22 protein-coding genes are annotated in these 19,937 nt (G+C 55.1%); 11 read left to right on the top strand and 11 right to left on the bottom strand.

Going from position 1 to position 19,937, the window contains the following annotated elements:
• Window positions 1-36: 36 nt before the first annotated feature.
• Entirely contained in the window at window positions 37-1,035 is a 999-nt protein-coding gene (locus L2D14_03020; GenBank protein ID WNK00406.1) for an NADPH:quinone oxidoreductase family protein, read from the top strand.
• Between the two features lie 60 nt (window positions 1,036-1,095).
• The gene (locus L2D14_03015; GenBank protein WNK00405.1) at window positions 1,096-3,174 is read left to right on the top strand and encodes a SpoIIE family protein phosphatase; all 2,079 of its coding nucleotides are present in this window, start codon (window positions 1,096-1,098) and stop codon (window positions 3,172-3,174) included.
• Window positions 3,175-3,205: 31 nt separating this feature from the next.
• On the opposite strand, the gene L2D14_03010 is transcribed toward L2D14_03015, so the two are convergent.
• Entirely contained in the window at window positions 3,206-3,703 is a 498-nt protein-coding gene (locus L2D14_03010) for a hypothetical protein (protein ID WNK00404.1), read from the bottom strand.
• Between the two features lie 158 nt (window positions 3,704-3,861).
• On the opposite strand from L2D14_03010, the gene L2D14_03005 reads away from it, so the two are divergent.
• Window positions 3,862-4,041 (top strand): DUF3012 domain-containing protein, encoded by a 180-nt coding sequence (locus tag L2D14_03005; protein WNK00403.1) that lies wholly within the window; start codon window positions 3,862-3,864, stop codon window positions 4,039-4,041.
• Window positions 4,042-4,047: 6 nt separating this feature from the next.
• Here the strand turns inward: L2D14_03005 and L2D14_03000 are convergent, their stop codons facing one another.
• Both L2D14_03000 and L2D14_02995 read right to left on the bottom strand, forming a co-directional pair.
• Complete coding sequence (locus L2D14_03000) at window positions 4,048-4,551, bottom strand: DinB family protein (GenBank protein ID WNK00402.1); 504 nt, start codon at window positions 4,549-4,551, stop codon at window positions 4,048-4,050.
• 121 nt (window positions 4,552-4,672) lie between these two features.
• Entirely contained in the window at window positions 4,673-4,912 is a 240-nt protein-coding gene (locus L2D14_02995; GenBank protein WNK00401.1) for a hypothetical protein, read from the bottom strand.
• Window positions 4,913-5,158: 246 nt separating this feature from the next.
• On the opposite strand from L2D14_02995, the gene L2D14_02990 reads away from it, so the two are divergent.
• Window positions 5,159-6,091 (top strand): transcriptional regulator GcvA, encoded by a 933-nt coding sequence (locus L2D14_02990; protein WNK00400.1) that lies wholly within the window; start codon window positions 5,159-5,161, stop codon window positions 6,089-6,091.
• Window positions 6,088-6,279 (top strand): hypothetical protein, encoded by a 192-nt coding sequence (locus L2D14_02985; protein WNK00399.1) that lies wholly within the window; start codon window positions 6,088-6,090, stop codon window positions 6,277-6,279. The genes L2D14_02990 and L2D14_02985 overlap by 4 nt, the downstream gene beginning before the upstream one ends.
• On the opposite strand, the gene L2D14_02980 is transcribed toward L2D14_02985, so the two are convergent.
• Together L2D14_02980 and L2D14_02975 are read right to left on the bottom strand one after the other, a co-directional pair.
• Window positions 6,276-8,228: an acetoacetate--CoA ligase gene (locus L2D14_02980; protein WNK00398.1), complete on the bottom strand. Its 1,953-nt coding sequence runs from the start codon at window positions 8,226-8,228 to the stop codon at window positions 6,276-6,278. The genes L2D14_02985 and L2D14_02980 overlap by 4 nt on opposite strands.
• A gap of 26 nt (window positions 8,229-8,254) precedes the next feature.
• The gene (locus tag L2D14_02975) at window positions 8,255-8,614 is read right to left on the bottom strand and encodes a YkvA family protein (GenBank protein ID WNK00397.1); all 360 of its coding nucleotides are present in this window, start codon (window positions 8,612-8,614) and stop codon (window positions 8,255-8,257) included.
• 62 nt (window positions 8,615-8,676) lie between these two features.
• On the opposite strand from L2D14_02975, the gene L2D14_02970 reads away from it, so the two are divergent.
• Together L2D14_02970 and L2D14_02965 are read left to right on the top strand one after the other, a co-directional pair.
• Window positions 8,677-9,438: an SDR family NAD(P)-dependent oxidoreductase gene (locus L2D14_02970; protein ID WNK00396.1), complete on the top strand. Its 762-nt coding sequence runs from the start codon at window positions 8,677-8,679 to the stop codon at window positions 9,436-9,438.
• Complete coding sequence (locus L2D14_02965) at window positions 9,435-10,253, top strand: trypsin-like serine protease (protein WNK00395.1); 819 nt, start codon at window positions 9,435-9,437, stop codon at window positions 10,251-10,253. The genes L2D14_02970 and L2D14_02965 overlap by 4 nt, the downstream gene beginning before the upstream one ends.
• Here L2D14_02965 and L2D14_02960 read toward each other — a convergent pair.
• Window positions 10,250-10,540 carry a 4a-hydroxytetrahydrobiopterin dehydratase gene (locus tag L2D14_02960; GenBank protein ID WNK00394.1) on the bottom strand — a complete coding sequence of 97 codons (291 nt, stop codon included), beginning with the start codon at window positions 10,538-10,540 and terminating at the stop codon, window positions 10,250-10,252. The two genes, L2D14_02965 and L2D14_02960, sit on opposite strands and share 4 nt — an antisense overlap.
• Before the next feature lie 51 nt (window positions 10,541-10,591).
• Window positions 10,592-10,960, bottom strand: a complete 369-nt coding sequence (locus tag L2D14_02955) for a response regulator (protein ID WNK00393.1) — start codon at window positions 10,958-10,960, stop codon at window positions 10,592-10,594.
• Window positions 10,961-11,750: 790 nt separating this feature from the next.
• On the opposite strand from L2D14_02955, the gene L2D14_02950 reads away from it, so the two are divergent.
• From L2D14_02950 to L2D14_02935, 4 genes are all read left to right on the top strand, one after another.
• The gene (locus L2D14_02950) at window positions 11,751-12,056 is read left to right on the top strand and encodes a circadian clock KaiB family protein (GenBank protein ID WNK00392.1); all 306 of its coding nucleotides are present in this window, start codon (window positions 11,751-11,753) and stop codon (window positions 12,054-12,056) included.
• 27 nt (window positions 12,057-12,083) lie between these two features.
• Entirely contained in the window at window positions 12,084-13,760 is a 1,677-nt protein-coding gene (locus L2D14_02945; protein ID WNK00391.1) for a PAS domain-containing protein, read from the top strand.
• Window positions 13,761-13,926: 166 nt separating this feature from the next.
• Window positions 13,927-14,748 (top strand): MotA/TolQ/ExbB proton channel family protein, encoded by an 822-nt coding sequence (locus tag L2D14_02940; GenBank protein ID WNK00390.1) that lies wholly within the window; start codon window positions 13,927-13,929, stop codon window positions 14,746-14,748.
• Window positions 14,749-14,751: 3 nt separating this feature from the next.
• Window positions 14,752-15,618 carry a flagellar motor protein MotB gene (locus tag L2D14_02935; protein WNK00389.1) on the top strand — a complete coding sequence of 289 codons (867 nt, stop codon included), beginning with the start codon at window positions 14,752-14,754 and terminating at the stop codon, window positions 15,616-15,618.
• Between the two features lie 315 nt (window positions 15,619-15,933).
• On the opposite strand, the gene L2D14_02930 is transcribed toward L2D14_02935, so the two are convergent.
• The 4 genes from L2D14_02930 to L2D14_02915 form a co-directional block, all read right to left on the bottom strand.
• On the bottom strand, window positions 15,934-16,629 hold the full coding sequence (locus tag L2D14_02930) for a hypothetical protein (protein WNK00388.1): 696 nt from the start codon (window positions 16,627-16,629) through the stop codon (window positions 15,934-15,936).
• Entirely contained in the window at window positions 16,626-17,696 is a 1,071-nt protein-coding gene (locus L2D14_02925; protein ID WNK00387.1) for a DUF5655 domain-containing protein, read from the bottom strand. The genes L2D14_02930 and L2D14_02925 overlap by 4 nt, the downstream gene beginning before the upstream one ends.
• Entirely contained in the window at window positions 17,696-19,126 is a 1,431-nt protein-coding gene (locus L2D14_02920) for a class I SAM-dependent DNA methyltransferase (protein WNK00386.1), read from the bottom strand. The genes L2D14_02925 and L2D14_02920 overlap by 1 nt, the downstream gene beginning before the upstream one ends.
• Window positions 19,127-19,209: 83 nt before the next feature.
• Window positions 19,210-19,935 (bottom strand): hypothetical protein, encoded by a 726-nt coding sequence (locus L2D14_02915; protein ID WNK00385.1) that lies wholly within the window; start codon window positions 19,933-19,935, stop codon window positions 19,210-19,212.
• Between the last annotated feature and the right edge of the window lie 2 nt (window positions 19,936-19,937).

Genomic DNA, 19,937 nt, shown 5'->3' with positions numbered 1-19,937 from the left:
CCAGACGGACCCGGTCATTTCAAGAAGGAGCCAGACATGCGCGCCGTTGTTTGCGGAAACTTTGACGATGAATCGCAACTCGGCGTCGGCGATCTGCCGTCACCTGATTTGCCGGCGGGATACGTTCGCATTGCGGTTCGCGCCGCCGGTGTCAATTTTGCCGACACCCTGATGGTCAAGGGACAGTATCAGGTCAAGCCGCAACTGCCGTTTGCACCCGGCCTGGAAGCCGCCGGTTTCGTGACCGAGGTCTCGAGCGACGTCGACGGCATCCGCGTCGGCGACCGGGTGATGGCGACCCTTGAACACGGCGCATATGCCGAAGAGGCGGTCGCCAAAGCCTCGAACGTCTATGTCATCCCGGCAAAGATGACCTTTGTCGAGGCCGCCGGGTTCCCTATCGTTTACGGCACCTCGCACATCGGGCTTGTGCATAAACTGCGTGTGCAGCCCGGCGAGACGCTTCTGGTTCACGGCGCCGCCGGCGGCGTCGGGTTGACGGCCGTTGAAATCGGCAAGGCACTGGGTGCGCGCGTCATCGCCACGGCAGGCGGCGCGGATAAGCTTGAGGTCGCCAAAAAATACGGCGCCGACGATTTGATTGACTACCGGACCGAAGATATTCGCGAACGGGTCAAGGCCCTGACCGACGGGCGCGGTGCCGATTGCGTCTATGATCCGGTCGGCGGTTCCGCTTTCGATGCCAGCCTGCGCGCCATCGTTCAGGGTGGCCGGATTCTGGTCGTTGGCTTCGCCAGCGGCACGGTCCCGCAAATTCCGGCGAATATTCTGCTGGTCAAGAATATCACCGTAATCGGTTATTACTGGGGTGCGCACCGTGTCCTTGATCCCGAACTGATCGACAATTCCTTCAAAGAGCTGTTGCAATGGTATGAAGCCGGCAAACTGAAACCGCATGTGTCACATGTCTTCCCAATGCAAGATTTCCGGCTTGCGCATGAAACGCTTGTTGGCCGCAAATCGACCGGCAAGGTCGTAATCCTGACTGGAGACCCGGCCAAGGACAAAGTGTGATTCACCGCTGGGGGCAACAGGCGGGATGACAGGCGGGATTGCACGTGGGCAGATAACGTCATGAAAATTGGAACCAAGCTTGCGATTTGCTTTATCGCCCTCGCCGTCCTGCCACTGGGTGCGGCGTCCGTAGTTTATTTGCGGGCGACTTCGAAATTCGGCGCCGATATGGCGGAGCGCGGCAAGAACCTGCTGGCCGAACGGGTCCACCTTGATATCAGGCGCGCCACCGAAACCGGTGCCGTTAGCATTGAACAAACCCGCACCGAGGTGGCTCGTGAAGTTCGCTTCCTTGCCGGCGATATCGCATCACGGCTTGAGGCACCAGGTCCGGTGGCCGAATTAGCGGATGGCGTGAACGGTTTTCTCCTCGCGCCCGATCAAACCATGCCGACAGATCCGAGCGTCGCGCAACACATCGACCTGCAGCACATGAGCGTACACATAGCGCCTGACGCCAGCCGCGATCAGATTGCCAGTTCACTTAATCGTCTTGCCGGTTTCAATGAAGTCGCGCGCTTGGTTTACCTCAGAAACAGAGGCGCAATCGATACTTTGACCATTACCTTCGAGAGCGGACTGACGATTTCATATCCGGGCATGGCGGCACGCCTCGACAAAGACCCACGCGAACAGGACTGGTATCTCCGGACCCTCGAAACATCGCAAGCCGACTGGTTCGACAGTACGGACGGCATAACAGGACGGATGTTTGCCACAGCACCTATTCAGCTTGACGATGGGCAGCTAGCGGGGGCGGTTCGCGTCTCGGTCCGCCTGGATGTTCTGCTGACCCAATCACTGGATGCGACGCGCCTGCCGCCCGATGCCAGTGCTCATCTGTTTGCCGTCCCCAATAACGACCCTGAACTAATGCCCCACAAAATCGCCGTTTTCTCGCCCGAAAACGGCCACTGGGAGGTTTTAAAAGAGCGTCAGCCGATTTCTCTGAACGGTAATGATCTCTGGATCAAGGTCGTCAGCGATATCCGCTCCGGTGTGCCCGGCCTTGAAGAAGTCGAACTCGACGGTAGACGCGAAGTTTGGGCATTCGGGCCTGTCGGGGCAACCAACGGCGCGGTTTACCATATTGCCGTTTCCTTCCCGGCGGGAATCATCAACGCGGCCAGCGAAAAAGTTGAAGCCGTCGTTCAACAATCATACCGCGATCAGTTACGCACAGCGATCGTGTTTGCCCTGATTGCCGGCCTGATAGCTGCTGCACTGGCGGTGTTCGGTGCCAAGACCCTGACAAGCCCCGTGCGGCGTCTGCATGAAGCGGCAGCAAGGCTGGCGCGCGGTGATTTTTCGGTGCGCATTCAGAAACCCGGCGGCGATGAGCTAGGGGACCTTGGCCGAGATTTCAACCGGATGGTTCCGGCGCTCGAAGAACAGATCCGCGTCAAACGCGATCTGCATGCCGCGCAGGAAATCCAGCAACACCTGATTCCGGCAACCGCACCCGCCATCGACGGCTTCGATCTTGCCGGCAAGACGATTTATTGTGATGAAACCGGGGGCGATTATCAGGATTATGTCCCCCTCGACGATCATCGATATGCCATAGTCATTGGCGACGTCACCGGCCACGGAGTCGGTGCGGCCTTACTGATGGCGTCTGCACGCGCAGTACTCCGCGCCAATGCCCCACACGAAAAGACTGCCGCCGATGTCCTTGCAGCCGTCAATCGTCAACTGAGCGCAGACAGCCCTGGCGGGAGATCGCTGACACTTTTTTATATGCAGCTCGAAGCCGGCAAACGGGATTTCAGCTGGATCTCCGCAGGCCATGAGCCGGTGTTGATTTATGAACCAGAAGCGGACACTTTCTCGCTTCTTGACGGCGAAGACATCCCCCTCGGCGTCGACGCCGAGTGGACTTTCAGCGGACAAACCGCAGCGCTGCCCGATGGCGGGCTTCTTGTCGCATACACAGACGGCCTCCGTGAGGCGCTGAACGAACAGGGCATGCAGTTCGGCCTGGACCGATTGAAAAGCGCTATCCGCAAATCCCATGCACGCGGTAGCGCTGCGATACTTGATGCAATCCTCAGCGACCTTGCGGCATATCGCGGCAACACCGAAGCCCACGATGACGTGTCCGTGCTTGTCATCAAGCCGCTCACGCAGGCCGTGTGATCAACACTCTGGCGCCTTAACGAATCCTTTTTCAGGCATACTGGTAATCGTTCGCGGTGACCGCGCCGTTGACGGTCTCTCCGTCCTCGGACAAAGGCAGTCTCAAGGATGTTGTTTGCAATTGTAACCGCTTCACCGATTCCCAGATGGTCCGGTGCACCATCGGTTTCTTGCGTTCGATCAGAATCGGGAACAATCGCGCATTGACGAACCCATACCCTTCGATGTTATCGGCATAATAGCATCTGCCGGTCAGTTCCCGCCCGGACGCCTCGACCATGGCCGTCCCGAAAAATCGGTAATAATAATCGAGAGGCGGCCCGATAAAGTCGACCATAGCCATGCAGGGGATAAGTTTCGGCGGCAATTCTTCGAGTCTGAAGGCCTTTCTCGAAGGCCCGATGGCGCCGTCACGAAGATCATCCCAATATTCGTATGCCGCCATGATCGGCAGACCGGCAATGTCATCCAAATCGATTTCATTGCTTTCCACAATCCTGTCAAAGATATCGGGGCTGTGCCCGAACATTCATGCCTCCGAACATTATTCGGCTTTTCCGCCAGACCATGACGGAACTTTCAACTCTAGGCACCTCAGGCATGGGCAATCAACGTGCTTGGCTATAAACTTCCCATTCGTGCGCTTCTGAGCTATCACCAATGTCTGCGTTTTTTGGAGGTATAGACATGCTAAAATTAACCCGCCGTTTCGGATTCCTTGCGTTCGCGATCATCGCCATCGGCGGGCTCAGTGCCTGCTCTCCCGAAGTCGGCTCCAAGGAATGGTGCGAAGATCTGAAAGAAAAGCCGAAGGGCGACTGGAGCGCCAACGAGGCGGCTGATTTCGCCAAGCACTGCGTACTTTAAGACTTCTCAGGGTTCTGCGTTTCGTTCACGCAGATAAGGGATCAAATCAAGTGGCGGGGGGTCGCTCGGCACCTGCGACAGCAGCGCGTGCATCTGCCCTCTGTGATGGGTCGCATGGTTAAATATATGCGCCAGCACGGCGCGCCGCTTGTCGGTGCTGCCGATGCCGTTCATCGTCTTGTAGCTGAAGTCTTCTTCAAGAGCGACGGCATCAAATCCGTCGACAAAATCAATCAGTTTATCGTCTTCGCGGGCACGCTCGCGGATAAAGGCTTCACGGTCCTGACAAACGATCTGATCCAGGCTTTCCGCGGGATACGGCTTGCCTTCCATCCGCCCGCGCCACAATCGATCGACCAATAGAAGATGATTGGCGGCACCGTGGATCGACCCGAAGAACGCCTCACGGGGCGCCATGTAGTCGGCTTCGCTGATTTCGGCGATGGCCGAACTGATGCGGTCGTTTGCCCACTTGTTATAGCGCGCCATCAATTTTAAATGCTCAAGCATCGCGACCTCTGCAACTCCGTTGTCATATCCGCCATGCTGCGCCGACGATTGGAAAATGAAAAGGGCGGCCCTGACCATGTACAGCCGGGACCGCCCATTTCAAAACAGCTGGAATAAGGGCTCAGGCGAACCAGAACGGTTTTGCGCTCTCGCGGGCCGCGTCTTCAGGGGACATGCCCATGTCTTCCAACTGACTGTAATTCAGGCGGGCCAAGTGCTGCCGTTGGTGCAAACGGGTTTCCCATACCAGAAGCAGATCCATCCCGCGTTCAGGCATGACAAATACAGCAATTGCCAGCGATTTGATCAGGGCACGGCCATACCCCATAGCGAAGGGAAACGATTTCAGGATGCTGTTCATGGTACTTCTCCGATACTTACCTTGGTTTCGGGGGCTACGGCCTATTCCGTGCGCCCGTCGATGTCCGGATTGATACCCGCATTCGGCACTGCGAACAAACGACATTATCTTATTTTCGGATTAGGTTTTCTTATTTGAATGTTATGATAACAATTATATAATTCATAATTATCATATAGTTAAGATATGGCGCGCGTTTAACGCATGCCTAGTATTCTAAAATTTAATCATGGAAATATCACGCTCATGCAACGTCGCCTGCCATCCTTGAACGCATTGCGGGCTTTCGAAGCGGCGGCCCGCCATCTGAGCTTTACCAAAGCCGCCGACGAACTCAACGTCACACAGGCGGCGATCTCACATCAGGTCAAGGCGCTGGAAGACCAGATCGGCATACAGCTCTTCCTGCGCCGTAACCGGCAGTTGATCCTGACCGATGCAGGACAGACCCTTTTGCCCGATCTGATTGAAGCGTTCGACGCCATGGACACCGCTCTGGCCCGGGTCAAACGGCGCGATCAGGCAGGCATTCTGACCGTTGCCACCATGGACAGTCTGGCGGCGGCCTGGTTGATGCCCCGCCTTGGCCGGTTTCGCGACGAAAACCCGGAGATCGACATTCGCCTGGCAACCTCCGACGTTGCCGCCGATTACGAGCGGGACGGCATAGACATCGGCATCCGTTATGGCCGCGGGACCTGGCCCGGCCTGATCGCTGAAGAACTGATGCACGAAGATATCTTTCCTGTCTGCGCGCCGGAATTGATGCAGCGCGGCCCCGGCCTCAACAGCCTTGCCGATCTCAGGCATTATCCATTGATCCATGACGATATGACCGAAGACTGGAACATGTGGCTGAACGCTGCCGGACTGCGCGATATCGATCCAACCCGCGGCACCGGGTACACGCATTCCAACCTGGTCATCCAGGCGGCAATCAACGGCGAAGGTGTGGCGCTGGGCCGCGGCCTGCTGGTCGCCGATCCGATCGATGCCGGCAAACTGATTGCGCCATTTGATCTGGCGCTGACGGCCGAGTACCGGTATTACGTCGCCAGCACCGAAACCAACTACGACCGGCCGAAAGTCAGGGTTTTCAGAGACTGGTTGATGCGCGAAGCCAAGGAAACCGCATCCAAACTGTCCAAAAAGCAGCGCATCGAGGAGAAGACGACATGAGCAACCCGTTCATCATGGCCATCCGCAACAGCCCGGACCAGTTTCTCGGCGAGCTTGAAACCAGCGAGTTGAAGGCCATTACGGAAGCCTGCGTCGCACAGCTCGAAAAACGCGCCAAAGCCGGCGATGGCGCCGCGCCCGGCGCCTTGCAGGCGCTTTACCGCGCCCTCGCCAACGTCGAGATCTAGTTCGCCAGTTCGGGAATATCGCGGAACAATTCAAGCGCTTCCGGGTTGGCCAGCGCTTCCTTGTTCTTCACGCCGCGCCCATGCACGATGTCACGCACGGCAAGCTCGGTGATCTTGCCGGATTTGGTGCGCGGAATATCGGTTACTTCGACGATTTTCGCCGGCACGTGACGCGGCGTGCATGTGTTGCGGATCTGGGTACGGATTACCTTTTCCAGTTCGTCGTCGAGGCTGCCCGGTTTTTTAAGGATGACGAACAACACCACACGCACATCGTTATCCCATTCCTGGCCGATGACGATGCTTTCCTGAATCGCGTCGAGCTTTTCAACCTGACGGTATATTTCCGCCGTGCCGATCCTGACACCGCCCGGATTAAGCGTCGCATCGGAACGCCCATAGATCACGATGCCGTCGTGTTCCGTCAGCATGATATAATCGCCATGCGTCCAGATGTTCGGAAACATCTCGAAGTACGCCGCCCTGAAGCGTGCATCGCCGGGGTCGTTCAGAAATCCCAGCGGCACTGTCGGGAAAGGCCGGGTACAGACAAGCTCACCTTTTTCGCCCTGAACGGAACGGCCCTCTTCATCAAAGACATCGACCGCCATACCCAGGAAGCGCATCTGGATTTCACCGCGCCATACCGCGCCGGTCGGGTCGCCGCCGCAGAAACATCCCATCAGGTCGGTACCACCCGAGAACGAGACCAAATGCACATCGGGTTTGATTGCATCGTAAACATAGTCGAAACCCTCCGGCGCCAACGGTGAGCCGGTCGAACACAGCATCCGCACCGACGACAGATCGTGCGTATCGCGGGGCCGCAGCCCGGCCTTGCCGAGCGCATCGATAAATTTTGCCGATGTCCCGAACAGCGTCATTTTTTCGGCGTCGGCAAATGAAAACAGGGTTTCCCCGTTTGGGTAGAACGGCGAGCCGTCATATAGCAGCAGCGTCGCCCCCCAGGCGATGTTGGTCACCAGCCAGTTCCACATCATCCAGCCGCAAGTGGTGAAGAAAAAAACCCGGTCGCCTTTGCGGATATCGCAATGCAGGGGCTGCTCGGTCGCATGTTTCAGTAGTGTCCCGCCCTGACAGTGGACGATACATTTCGGCGCCCCCGTGGTGCCGCTGGAAAACATGATGTAGAGCGGATGATCGAAGGGCAACTGGCGGAACTGAATCTGTTTCGGGCTCAGGCCTGCAGATGCGTCCCCTAGCGTCACCGCGTTACCGATCGGTCCGGTATCCGCATCCTCGTCACCGTAGGGGATCAGAATGACCCTTTTGAGGCTCGGAATCTGCCCGGCGATCGCCGCCGACTTGGCCCGCACGTCATGGCGCTTGCCGTTGTACCAATAACCGTCCGTGCAGAACATGACCTTGGGCTCGATCTGGCCGAACCGGTCTAGCACGCCCTGCTCTCCGAAGTCCGGCGAACACGACGACCACACCGCGCCCAAGGCATTGCTCGCCAGCATGGCGATGATGGTTTCCGGCATATTCGGCAGGTATCCGCAGACCCTGTCGCCTTCGCCGACGCCCAGTTGTTCGAGCACCTGCACCAAGATCGAGACCTGATCATAGACCTGGTCGAAGCTGAGGCGGCGCGAAACCACGTTCTCGCCGTTAAAGACCATCGCTTCGCCATTGCCGCGATTGCGCAGCAGGTTTTCGGCGAAGTTGAGCCTGGCATCAGGGAACCATTTGGCGCCCGGCATCTTGTCTGCGTCCTCGAGAACCCTTTCACCGCGTGTCTCGGCGATTATCCCGGCATCGTCCCAGACCGAGGTCCAGAATTTCTCAAGCTCGGTGACCGAAAATTTCCACAGCGCGCGGGTATCGGCAAGTGTGCCCCCCCAGTCGGCTTCGATCCGTTTTCTGAAACGTGTGATTTCCGCGCCGTCGATCTGCGCCTGGCTCGGCTGCCAAAGTGGTGTGCTCAATGTAACCTCCCATTTTACGCCTTTGTTCAGGCCGGCGTATTGTCGTCTGTCTTTTTGCCCGTCTGGCCCAGAAATGACCGGGCACGTTCACGGTGCTTGTCACTCACGTGCCCCGAAACCGATCGCCACGCTGCCCAAAAAACCGCAGCGTCATCGGTAAAACCGAGCAGTGCGATGAAATCCGGTACCATATCCACAGGCACGACGAAATAGGCAAGCGCCGCCATCAGGGTAATACGTACCCGGGTCGGTGTCGCTGGATCTATGGCACAATAATAGGCAGCAGCCGCTTCGTGAGAGAAGGGGATGCGCCCCAGCGTCCGGCGTGCCTTGTCGGCAAAACCTTCGGCGACGATTTTTTCGTTTTCTTCCGGGGTCCGGCTCACGTTGTCCCCTACCCATTCTCTTGATAAACAGATAACGGTTCGGCCAACAGGAGGATACGGTTATGGACGTTAAAGGTCACGCGGCGATCGTTACGGGTGCGGCGTCCGGCCTCGGTGCGGCAACGGCGAAAGCCCTTGCCGAAAAAGGCGCCAAGGTCTCACTTCTCGATCTGAATGCCGCGGAAGCGGAAAAGATCGCCAGCGGGATCGGCGGTCTCGCCATCGGCTGTGACGTCAGCAGTGCCGAAAGCGCGGAACAAGCCGTTGCGGCGGCGCGCGCCGCACACGGTCCGGTACGCATCCTCGTCAGTTGCGCCGGCATTGCGCCGCCGAAACGCATAGTCGGCCGCGATGGCCCGCAACCGCTCGACGCATTCGCCAGCGTGATCAAGGTCAACCTGATCGGCACCTTTAACCTGATGCGCCTTGCTGCCGCCGACATGCTGTCTCAGGACGCACTCGAAACCGGTGAGCGCGGTGTCATCATCAATACCGCCTCGGTCGCCGCCTATGACGGGCAGATCGGTCAATCCGCCTATGCCGCTTCGAAAGGCGGAGTTGCTTCAATGACTCTGCCGGCGGCGCGCGAACTGGCGAAAAGCGGCGTTCGTGTCCTCGCCATCGCCCCTGGGATTTTCGGCACACCGATGCTCTTCGGCCTGCCCGAAGACGTACAGAAAACCCTGGGCGAAAGCGTGCCGTTTCCATCCCGTCTTGGCGATCCGGCTGAATATGCATCGCTAGCCCTGCACATGATCGACAACGTGATGATGAACGGCGAAGTGGTGCGGCTTGACGGGGCATTGCGCATGGCTGCGCAATGAGCTTCGCGTTGCGCACGCTAACGGCCCTGCTGAGCGTCCTTTTAATCAGCATCGGGCTTGCCATGCCGTCGCGCGCGCAGAGTGCCGATTACAAATACAAGCCCAACAGCGTCTTCGGTGCCGGTGACATCCGCGTCAAGGCGGACTCCCGTGTCTATCCGTGGACAGCCGTCGGCCGCTTCAACAAGGCCGGCCGGGGTCATTGCACGGCAACCGTGGTCGCCCCCCGTATCATCGTTACCGCCGCACATTGCGTCATCGACCGCTATACAGAAGGCTACATGGCACCGGACAAACTACATTTTGTCGCCGGCTGGGATCGGGGAGAGTATCTGTTCCATTCCATCGCCCTGGAGATCCATCCTGCCCCCGGGCACGACCCGCTGCGCCCGGCAACGCTCTCCGCCGTTGCATACGACTGGGCACTGATCGTCCTTGAAGAGGACCCGAGCCCAACAACCGGAATTCTCAAACCGGCAATGTTCACCGAAAAGATATTTTGGGATCTGCGCAAGGCCAAGACGATCTATACCCAGGCCGGTTATTCCGGCGACCGGGGGCAGGTGCTGACGGCACATCCGGATTGCAAGTTATGGGGCTTCACCAAGGGGCGGCAAATCGTCGAACACGGCTGCCAGGCCGTCCCCGGCGACAGCGGCTCGCCGATCATATTTTCCGACGGCAAGGAATACCGCCTAGCTGCCGTCCATTCGGCACACACAAAAAACAGGATCGGCGGCAAGGGCTTTGCCGTTCCAGCGTCTGCATTCATGAAAGAGCTTGAAAAGCTGTCCAAAAAAATCGGCGTAAACTAACTGGCCGCCCGGTCCATGAATTTGGCGAGTTTCACATCAAGTTCCGTCAAGCCGCCGGCATCGTGCGTCGACAAGGTCACCTCGACCGTCGCATAGACGTTGAACCACTCCGGATGGTGATCCATTTTCTCGGCCTGCATCGCAACCCGGCTCATGAAACCGAAAGCCTGATTGAAATTCTTGAACTTAAATGTCCGCTGAATCGCATCGCGGCCTTCAACTTCGGTCCAGTCCTGCAACTCTTGCAGTGCTTTGGTCCGACCTTCATCGCTCAACTTGTCGGCCATCCCGATCTCCTCCCTGCCTCCTGACAAGGGTGCTGAACGCTAACGGATGCGTCAAGCGGGCTGGGTTCTTCGTGCCAGCAACCCGTTCACGGCATCCAGAATCGTCTCGCGGGTGAAGGGTTTCAGGAGCACCGCATCGGCACCGAGCTTCTCGCTGCTGGCAAGATATCTCTGGCTCCCGGAAATGGCGATGATCGGCACATCGTTCATCAACTTTCGCAACGCCATGATGGCGGCGATACCCTCCATCCCCTCCATGACGATATCACTGATGACGATGTCGGGGGGATGCGCCTCTGCCGCCTGCAGGCCCGCCACACCCTCGTTGACGTCCGTGACGCTAAAACCCGACGCGCGCAATATACCCGCCAGCACAGGACGCAGGTCTTCATCGTCTTCGATGATTAGAACATGGGGCATATCATGAGACATGGCGAAGCTTAGGCGGGATGCCTGCTTGTGACGACTAACATCACTTCACAAAATAGCGATTACACCAACAAGCCGCTTGATCGGAACCGCCTTGTTATTCAAGAATGCAACAGTAAGAAATTTACGCGCAGGGCTAAACTGCGTTACAATAAAAAAATATCATTATACTAATTCTTTATAATATATTTTTATATTAACTGAACTAATAGACCTCATGCATTGACATTATTTTGTTCGTGTATTTATAATTACGAAATAATATCACGCAATTGGCTTCTTATCAGCCTGCAAGCTAAACGATATTAATGGCAGCCTGACGATGAGCTTTCGTGAATAAATGTGCTCACGCTTGCAGCTATCTGGTCCCAGACAGTTGTTTCAATAGGGAAGACGAGGTTTCGCGAAGCGAAGGCAGACCGATGCGGTCTGTCCGGACAACGACCGGCTCGGACTCTTGAAACTGGAACCTCAGCCATGGCGACCGATAACGAATGCAAGACAACGCGAAAGACCGTGGACGGCAACCGAACACCATCTGGAAGTGCTTCTAATTCCTTCATTTCAAAGGGCTTATGGGTTCCCTTTGCTTTTGCAGATCATACGTATATGACGCAATTCAGAAACCGCTATGTGTACAGTACAATGAAAAAAGAACGGTCGCGTATAGATGTACTTTGCAACTTACGCGATCTCCTGATGCCGTGGACTGGAATGCGGATACATTTTTCGCAACTTTTATATGCCGCCAGAGCGGTAAAGCTTTAAGGCTGTATAGATTTTGCAAATCAATACACCAAGATTTAACGGCGGCCATCTTCAACTGGAGATTTACATCGCCGGGAACACACCTGCAGGTGAGCGGGCAATCGCCAACATACACAAGATGTGTGAAGAGATCTGCGTTGTCGGTGCTTATGAAATCAAAATCATAAATATTCATGAAAACCCGAAAGCCGCAGAGGCGCATAACATTATGGCAACGCCGACAATTGTCCGCAGATCCCCCCAGCCCGTTATGTCGATAACCGGCGACATGAACGACATCGAAGAAGCCATCATTGGATTGGGTCTGATAACCCCATGATTCCACGGATATTCCCAGAGGCCCGTTATGGATGATAAATCCGCCACTCACCGAGCCCCATATACCGATACCGAGCGGCTTATATCTATCATCGATGACAGCCCGACAATCGCATTCGTCTGGGAATTGACGGAAGGATGGCCGGTCGCGTTCGTCTCGAAAGCCATCGAAAATTTCGGCTATACGGTCGATGAATTTCTTTCCCGGAGTATCGACTTTGAGGAAATCGTACATCCGGACGATCTGCAACGGGTCGGGCAGGAAGTTGAGCAGGCAATAAACTCCGATGCCGTCAAGCTTGAGCAGAAATACAGGATCGTCACCCGCTCGGGCGAGACCAGGTGGATCATGGACTGGACGGATATCATTCGTGACAAAAGCGGACGGGCCCTGCAAGCACAGGGGATCATTCTCGATATCACGGACTTTGTGAATGCCGAGGCGCGCGCTCGTGACTTTGCAAACTTCCCGCTCGAGAACCCGTACCCACTTCTACGCATAGACTGCTTTGGCGATATACTGCTGACCAACAAAGCCGCGCAAAAGCTGATTGCCGATCTGACCGACGCTTCACCGGCGCAACGGGAAAACTGGAAGAAAATGTTGTCCGTTGCCACCGACATGCAGCTTTCAGGGCGGTTCGATCTGGATGTCGGCGACAAGCGTTACGAGTTTAATATTCAACATGTCGAGGGGAAGGACTATACCAACCTGTATGGCGAGGACGTAACCGACAGGCATCGGGATGCGAACCGATTGCTTGATATTGCAGAGAACCTGCCGGGTGCCTTTTTCCAGTACAAACTGAATCCCGACAATACAGATGAAATTATCTTTTTAAACAAACGTTGCGAGGAAATCTGGGACGTTACAACAGACCAGGTGGCGCGTGATTCCAGCCTCGTCTGGAACAAGGTACATCCGGATGACATCGAAGGTTTACGCACCTCTGTCATGGCGTCTGCTCATACGGCATCTGCCTGGGAGCATGAATGGCGGATTTTTACGCCTTCGGGTGAAAAAAAATGGCTTCGGGGCTTTGCCAGACCGCGCAGTCAGCAAGGCGGCGCTTCGATCTGGAATGCCCTCGTTTTTGATGTCACGGTTGAAAAAAAATCGGCACAAGCACTGTCCGATGCGTTGAAACAGGCTATCCGGGTTCTTTCAGCGGCATTGGAAGCACGCGATCCTTATACCGCCGGCCATGAGCAGCGGGTGGCCGAGGTATCCATCCAGATCGGACAGAAAATGGGGCTCTCCTCTGAATGCCTGACAGGCCTTGAGCTTGCCGCAACGATCCACGATGTCGGAAAAATCCAGATCCCCGCGGAAATTCTCAGCAAACCGACTAAATTGTCGCCCGAGGAATACGCGCTGATCAAGGCGCACCCGGCCGTCGGTGCCAAGTTGCTGAGTGATATAGAGTTCGAATGGCCGATCGCCGAAATAATCCACCAGCATCACGAGCGTTTTGACGGCTCGGGGTACCCGGATGGCTTGGCCGGAACAGAAATATTGCTGGAGGCCCGGATCATCGCCGTCGCCGATACACTGGAAGCAATGGCCAGCCATCGCCCCTACCGGCCCGGCCTCGGCATCAAGAAAGCCGCCGAGGAAATCCGCACCGGGGCCGGCACACGGTATGACCCAGAGATCGCGGAAGTGTGTCTGGGCCTCATAGAAAATGGTGAGATTCACCTGTAAGGGCGGCGCTCGTAAAATGGATGCTTCTTGAACGGTCCAATCCTCAAGCATTCCTGCTTCACTTGCCCTTCGGATTGAATAAAGTATTCTCCATTTTGAATGCGTGCGCATGGGCGGGGCTGAGCCCTACGTCTTCACCACGCTTAAACGCAGGAGATTACCGAGCTTGGATATAGCAACTTATATCGGTTTGACGACAGGCCTGCTTGTCATTACTGCGGCGGTCCTGACCGGCTCTGATTTCTGGGTGTTTCTGAACCTGCCTGGGTTTTTGATCGTCGTCGCCGGAACTTTCGCGGCAACCTTGATACGCTATCCGATTGCCGGCGTCATGACCGCGTTCGTGGTCGGCGCCAAAGCGGCATTCAGCGGCTCCCGCGAGAGCAAACCCCGCGACCTGGTCGTTAAAGCGCTGGAGCTGGCCGAGATTGCCCGTAAAAACGGGATGTTGGCACTCGAGAACACGACAATCGAAGATCCGTTTTTTTCCAAGGGCATCCGGCTTTGCGTCGACAGCAATCCGCCGAAGGTCGTGCACGGGATGCTGGTCAAGGAAATGGAACACAGCATCGAACGCAACGAGGAGGGGGAGCGGATTTTTCGCGCCATTGGGGATTCCGCACCGGCGTTCGGCATGATCGGCACACTGGTCGGTCTGGTACAGATGCTGGCAGACTTGGAAGACCCTGCCAGTATCGGCCCGGCAATGGCGGTGGCGCTGCTGACCACACTCTACGGTGCCGTAATCGCCAACCTGGTCGCGCTACCGATCGCCGACAAACTCGCTAACAAGATCGAGATCGAACGGATCAACAAATCCCTTATCATAGATGCCGTCATCGGCATTCAAAGTGGTCAGCGCGTCCATATGCTGGCGGAAATCCTGGAAACATATTTACCTGACAACAAGCGTGGCTTTGCCGCTGACCCGTCAGAAAGCCATGCATCCACAGACACGAACGGCCAGGAAAACGGGGCAAAGGCCTGACACATGGCAGGCAAAAAACAAGCAACCGGTGGTGCGCCGTCATGGATGGTGACCTTCGCCGATATGATGGCGTTGCTGCTCTGCCTGTTCGTACTCTTGCTGTCTTTCTCAACCATGGATGCCCAGAAATTCAAACGCATTGCCGGAGAGATGCAGCAGGCATTCGGCTTGTCGCTGAAAACAAAGCTTCTGGGCGTGACGGAAACGGGCGGTATCCCTGACCGGGCCTATGTTTCGTCACCGAACCGCGCCGTTACGGAAATGCCGGCGCCGGAAGCTCCCGCCGACATCAATGCAGAACCAATGATCGACATACCTCCGCCGGAACTTCCCCATACCGAAGAATCGCCCGCCGACAAAATGACGGAAGAAGCGACAGCCGTACCCAGAGAAACTTCCGGCGAAAAGGTTGCGAAGTATCTGCAGACCCGGCTTGCCAAAGAAATGCGCGCCGGCCAGGTTATGTTCGAACCGTCACCCAACGGGGTCCTGATCCGCTTCAACAGCAACTTTCTATTCAATTCAGGAAGTGCCGATGTATTCGATTCAATGGAAGGCCTGCTGAACGAACTTGCGTCGATTCTAGCCGAAACCGAGGGCGAGATCTTGGTTTCAGGGCATACTGATAACGTGCCAATATCGACGGATGTTTTCCGTTCCAACTGGGATTTGTCATCGGCACGGGCCGCGTCTCTTGTGCATATGCTTTTGAAAAGCGGCAAGATCGACAAAGCCCGGATCGGTGCCACCGGTTATGCCGACAGCCGGCCGATCGGCAGCAATGATACGGAAAATGGCCGTGCGCTTAACCGGCGTGTCGAAATCCAGCTCCGCACGCCCGATGAAACACGAAAGGGATCGGCACGCTAACTCTGAAAAGATTGGTGGAGCCGAGGGGAATCGAACCCCTGACCTTCGCATTGCGAAAGGCTTCGGGAACTTAGAAACCCTTTAATATCAGCAACTTGTTCGGGCGCTGTCGCACGCTAAACCGGAACAAAAGGGGATAATCGGGATTAAAATGGAATAGCCGGGGCACAGTTTGGGCACAGATTCTACTGTCGCTATTCACATGCGAAGGCCGGGAGAATTACGGAGTATTTGGGCACAGTCTGGGCACAGTGCGTTAACTGCAAAGAAGCTGCGGATTGTTTATGCTGGGTCGTTTCGAAGGCTTTAACTGCGTTAAAAACAATATCGGTTCCCTTCGGCAATGCAGTTAAATTTATCTGTTGCCTCCCTTACGTTCTCCTGAGCTTCGTTCTCCAGATTTCGTATATAATCGTCGTACTGCTCCTGTGCACTCGTTGCCTTAAAGCTAGAGCCCCAAATACTCTTATCCGTAAACACATCAACCTGCTTCTTGCAGTCGTCCAGTTCATATTCATGTTTTGGCACATAAAGCGACGTGCTTCCTGCCCTAACGCAATCTGGAATTCCAAAATATAGCTCGACTCCAGAGGCCGCATATCTTCCCAAGAATCTTGGCACTTCAACACGCGAACAGTGAACAGGTTCACCTTTGTTGCCTTGGCGAAAATGATCTAAGTAACAGTTGTATGACTTAAACACTTTGTCGATTAGGTCATTAAAAATAGAACGTAATTCATCTGCCATACACTGAACTTGAAAATCTGTCGCACTCGCAAAATTCAACAAATCGACACGGCATGCTTTGAATTGTGCTCGATATTTAAACCCACCATCGTAGTCTGCGCCATCCAGACAGATCGGTGGAAAGGGCAGATCATTTCGACATACGAACTCGTAAGTTTGGGTCGGCCATGCACTGCCACTTTTTGAAACACCAGTAGCGCATGCTGGGAGCAGGCAAGTCACCAAAACCACAACCGCTAGTTTTAGTGTAAACTTATGCTTCACGATGCTTCGTAGCTCGCTTTAAGAAGTTCCACGCACCGCTCAATATCCCTGTTCGTGCGGATCGTTACTTCAAGATCACCAGTGCCGAAATGACCGACTTGTCGCACATCTCGCATATACGACTCGTCAATTTCCAGCTCGTCAGGATTCAGATTCAGATAAGCTCGAATGACTTTTTTCTGGTTATAGATTTGAACTGATGCGAAGTTCCGGTTGCGACGAAACGCGATGTAATGTTTCTGCGGATGAACAGAAACATCCTCGCCCATGCCTTTTAATATCTCTGCCAGTTTTTCGTAGGTTGCACGCAACGTCCTCGGTGCCTTCTCGATCTTCTCCAAAGTAGTGGCAACCTGCTTCACTCCGCCTACTTTGGCAGCACCACCACGCGTTGGCACCGATTCATCCAATTCTTCCGAAAGTTTAGGGAGGACCAACAAACGGTGGATCAAACCCTCTACCGTATCTAGAATTGTAAAAAGTTGGTCTTTCGAAGGCGCCCAACCGCGATGCGCTGCCGCGTGGCCAGCCTGAATCACCGAGTTTAAGATTTCCATTTCACTTGCAGAAATCTTTTCTTCATCCAGGAGCGCCTTCAGGCCATCCTGGAAATTTTTCTGATCTCCAACTGTCAACAAGATCAGCCGATCCAAAAGAGTTCGGGAGCCAAAGGTTGCCAAGAAATAGGATTCTGATTGAAGTGACTTATATATTTCACCGGATACCTTGAGGAGGATTTCATCCGGCAGATCGCCGAACCAAGGTGGAGGATTACGATAGGTCACAGGTGGATAGATTGCCTCTTCCCAACGTGGCAACAATTCCCATTCTCCTGTACGAGGATCTTGCGCATAGTCCTCGTCTTCAGAGAAATGTGTTTTTTTGATCAGAGCCAAATTCTCACAGCCGCAGCACTCAACGATTAAACACCTTTGTGTAAAGCTGACGACCTCATGCTCATCATGCTCAGTGAGTGAGTATTCACCGCGCACAAAGTGCTTGGTTTTATGGCCGCACGGGTTGCAAAAATATTTCTCAATCTTGTCCACCGGCTTTTTCGCTGCCATCACTCCAACTCCTCAGCGACACCCCGAAATTGTTCCAGTGCGCTTTCAAGGTTCTCGACGATTTCGGCAGCGAGGATGTCCGGCTCCGGCAGGCTGTCGATGTCTTCGAGGCTGTCGTCCTTAAGCCAGAAGATATCGAGGTTCAGCTTGTCGCGCTTGGCGAGCTCATCATACGTAAACCGCTTGAAGCGCTCCGTTTCCTTGCGCTCGCGATAGCATTTGACGAAATCATCCAGATCGGCGCTGGCAAGCCGTTTGGTTTTCAGCGTTTTGTGCACATTTGTGCGGTAGTCGTAGACCCAGAGTTCCTTAGTCTGCACGTCCTTTGACGCCGGGCGCTTGTCAAAGAAAAGGACATTCGCCTTCACGCCAGGGCTGTACCAGATACCGGTCGGCAGGCGTAGCAGCGTATGGAAGTTGAAGCCTTCCAATAATCGTTTGCGGATACCTTCGCCGGCACGGCCCGCTTCGAACAACACATTATCTGGCAGCACGATACCGGCACGACCGTTCGCTTCCAGAATCGTCATGATGTGCTGCAGAAAATTGAACTGTTTGTTCGATGTGGTGAACTTAAAGTCCTCGCGTTCGTAACTTTCGGTCTCGGTCGTGATTGATCCGTCTTCACCGACGATCTTGTAACTGGATTTCTTGCCGAACGGGGGATTGGTCAACACCACCTTGAAGCGCTCACCACCGTCATTGGCCAACGCATCGCCCTGGTGTACCGGACTGCCACCATTGCCGACGCCATGCAGGTAAAGGTTCATCGCGCACAGACGGACAACCTCATCGACGATATCAATCCCAGTGAAAGCCGTATGACGCAGGTCACGTAGTTTGGTGCGATCCTGAGACTGACCTTTCATATGATCGTAGGCCGCGAGCAAGAAACCGCCTGTACCGCAGGCCGGATCACAGACGGTTTCACCGATCTTCGGGTCGACGCATTTGACGATGGCCTCGATCACCGGGCGTGGCGTGAAGTACTGACCGGCCCCGGATTTCACTTCCGATGCGTTGCGTTCCAGCAGTCCCTCGTAAATCTCGCCTTTCACGTCGACCTCAAGACCGACCCACGGTCCTTCCTTGTCGATCAGACTGACGATGCGCGTCAACTTGGCAGGATCGGAAAGCTTGTTCTGCGCCTTCTTGAAGATCGTGCCAATCAGCCCTTCTTCGCTGCCGAGGTTTTCCAGCGTGTGACGGTACTGCAGTTCCAGCGCGTCACCGTCCTTGTTCGCCAACTGTGCCCAGCTCCATTCTGGCGGGATGGCGGACGTTTCGCCCAACAGGTCCTCACGCTCCTGATCCATTTTCAGGAACAGCAGATAGGTGATCTGCTCGATATAATCGCCATAGGAAATACCCTGATCGCGCAGCACATGCGCATAGTTCCAGACTTTCGAGACGAGTTGTTCGTTGGTCATCTACTTGACTTTAACTACGGTTATCTTCACGTGACCACCTAAGGCTGGCATCCTTGCCAACTGCCCACAGAAAAGATCTTTGATTATTTCCATTGCTTATACCGCCCTTGGTCCAAGCCTGCTTTAAATCGCTGCAAGATCGCATCCTGCCTGCCGCTGCCGTTGAGCCATAGAAATTTGTCTGCAACTCGTCGCGGGTAGGGATAATGTCGGTCGGAAAAATGCTCTGCTTGCTGAATGAATGGCTTGGCGTCTTTTTCAAAAAATTCCTCAAACACCTCAATAAAATTTGTCTCTGACAGATCTTTTAGATATTTGACCCAACGACCCTTTGCACGACGCGCTAGCGCACCTCGGGCATAGGCATCATACATTGAGAGTTTGTCCGGATGATAACACCAAAAGACCTTTGAAGTGGCCGAGGCGAGGTTGGCTGGGCAACTCGCAGCCTTTGTGTCCTTGATGGCCGCCTCCCACCTTCGTCCGGCATCATCCAGGCTGCTAAACGGGCCAGAAAATCGATTCGCACAAATACGTTTAAACTCGCGGAGATTCTCCGCATCCGAAAAAAATGTCGCAGCATCACCACGCTTCAGCCCATACGCCTTCAGGAACTGATCGAACGGCCATTCCGTCCCCGAATATTTCGACGCTCTTGCGCTCGGCGGGAGCCAGTTCGCTGGCTCCCGCCACCCCGCTCGCGCTTGCTCGACATAAAATCCATCGCCACCGTCAAGCAGATGTATCTGTTCGCGCAATGCCCACACCCACGGCAACAATTCTGGATCGATCTTTTTGGCCTCTGACATGC

The organism is Thalassospiraceae bacterium LMO-JJ14, from assembly GCA_021555105.2.
GTDB lineage: Bacteria > Pseudomonadota > Alphaproteobacteria > Rhodospirillales > Casp-alpha2 > UBA4479.
The sequence above is the reverse complement of the archived record's forward strand: the minus strand, read 5'-3'. Positions and strand labels throughout refer to the sequence as shown.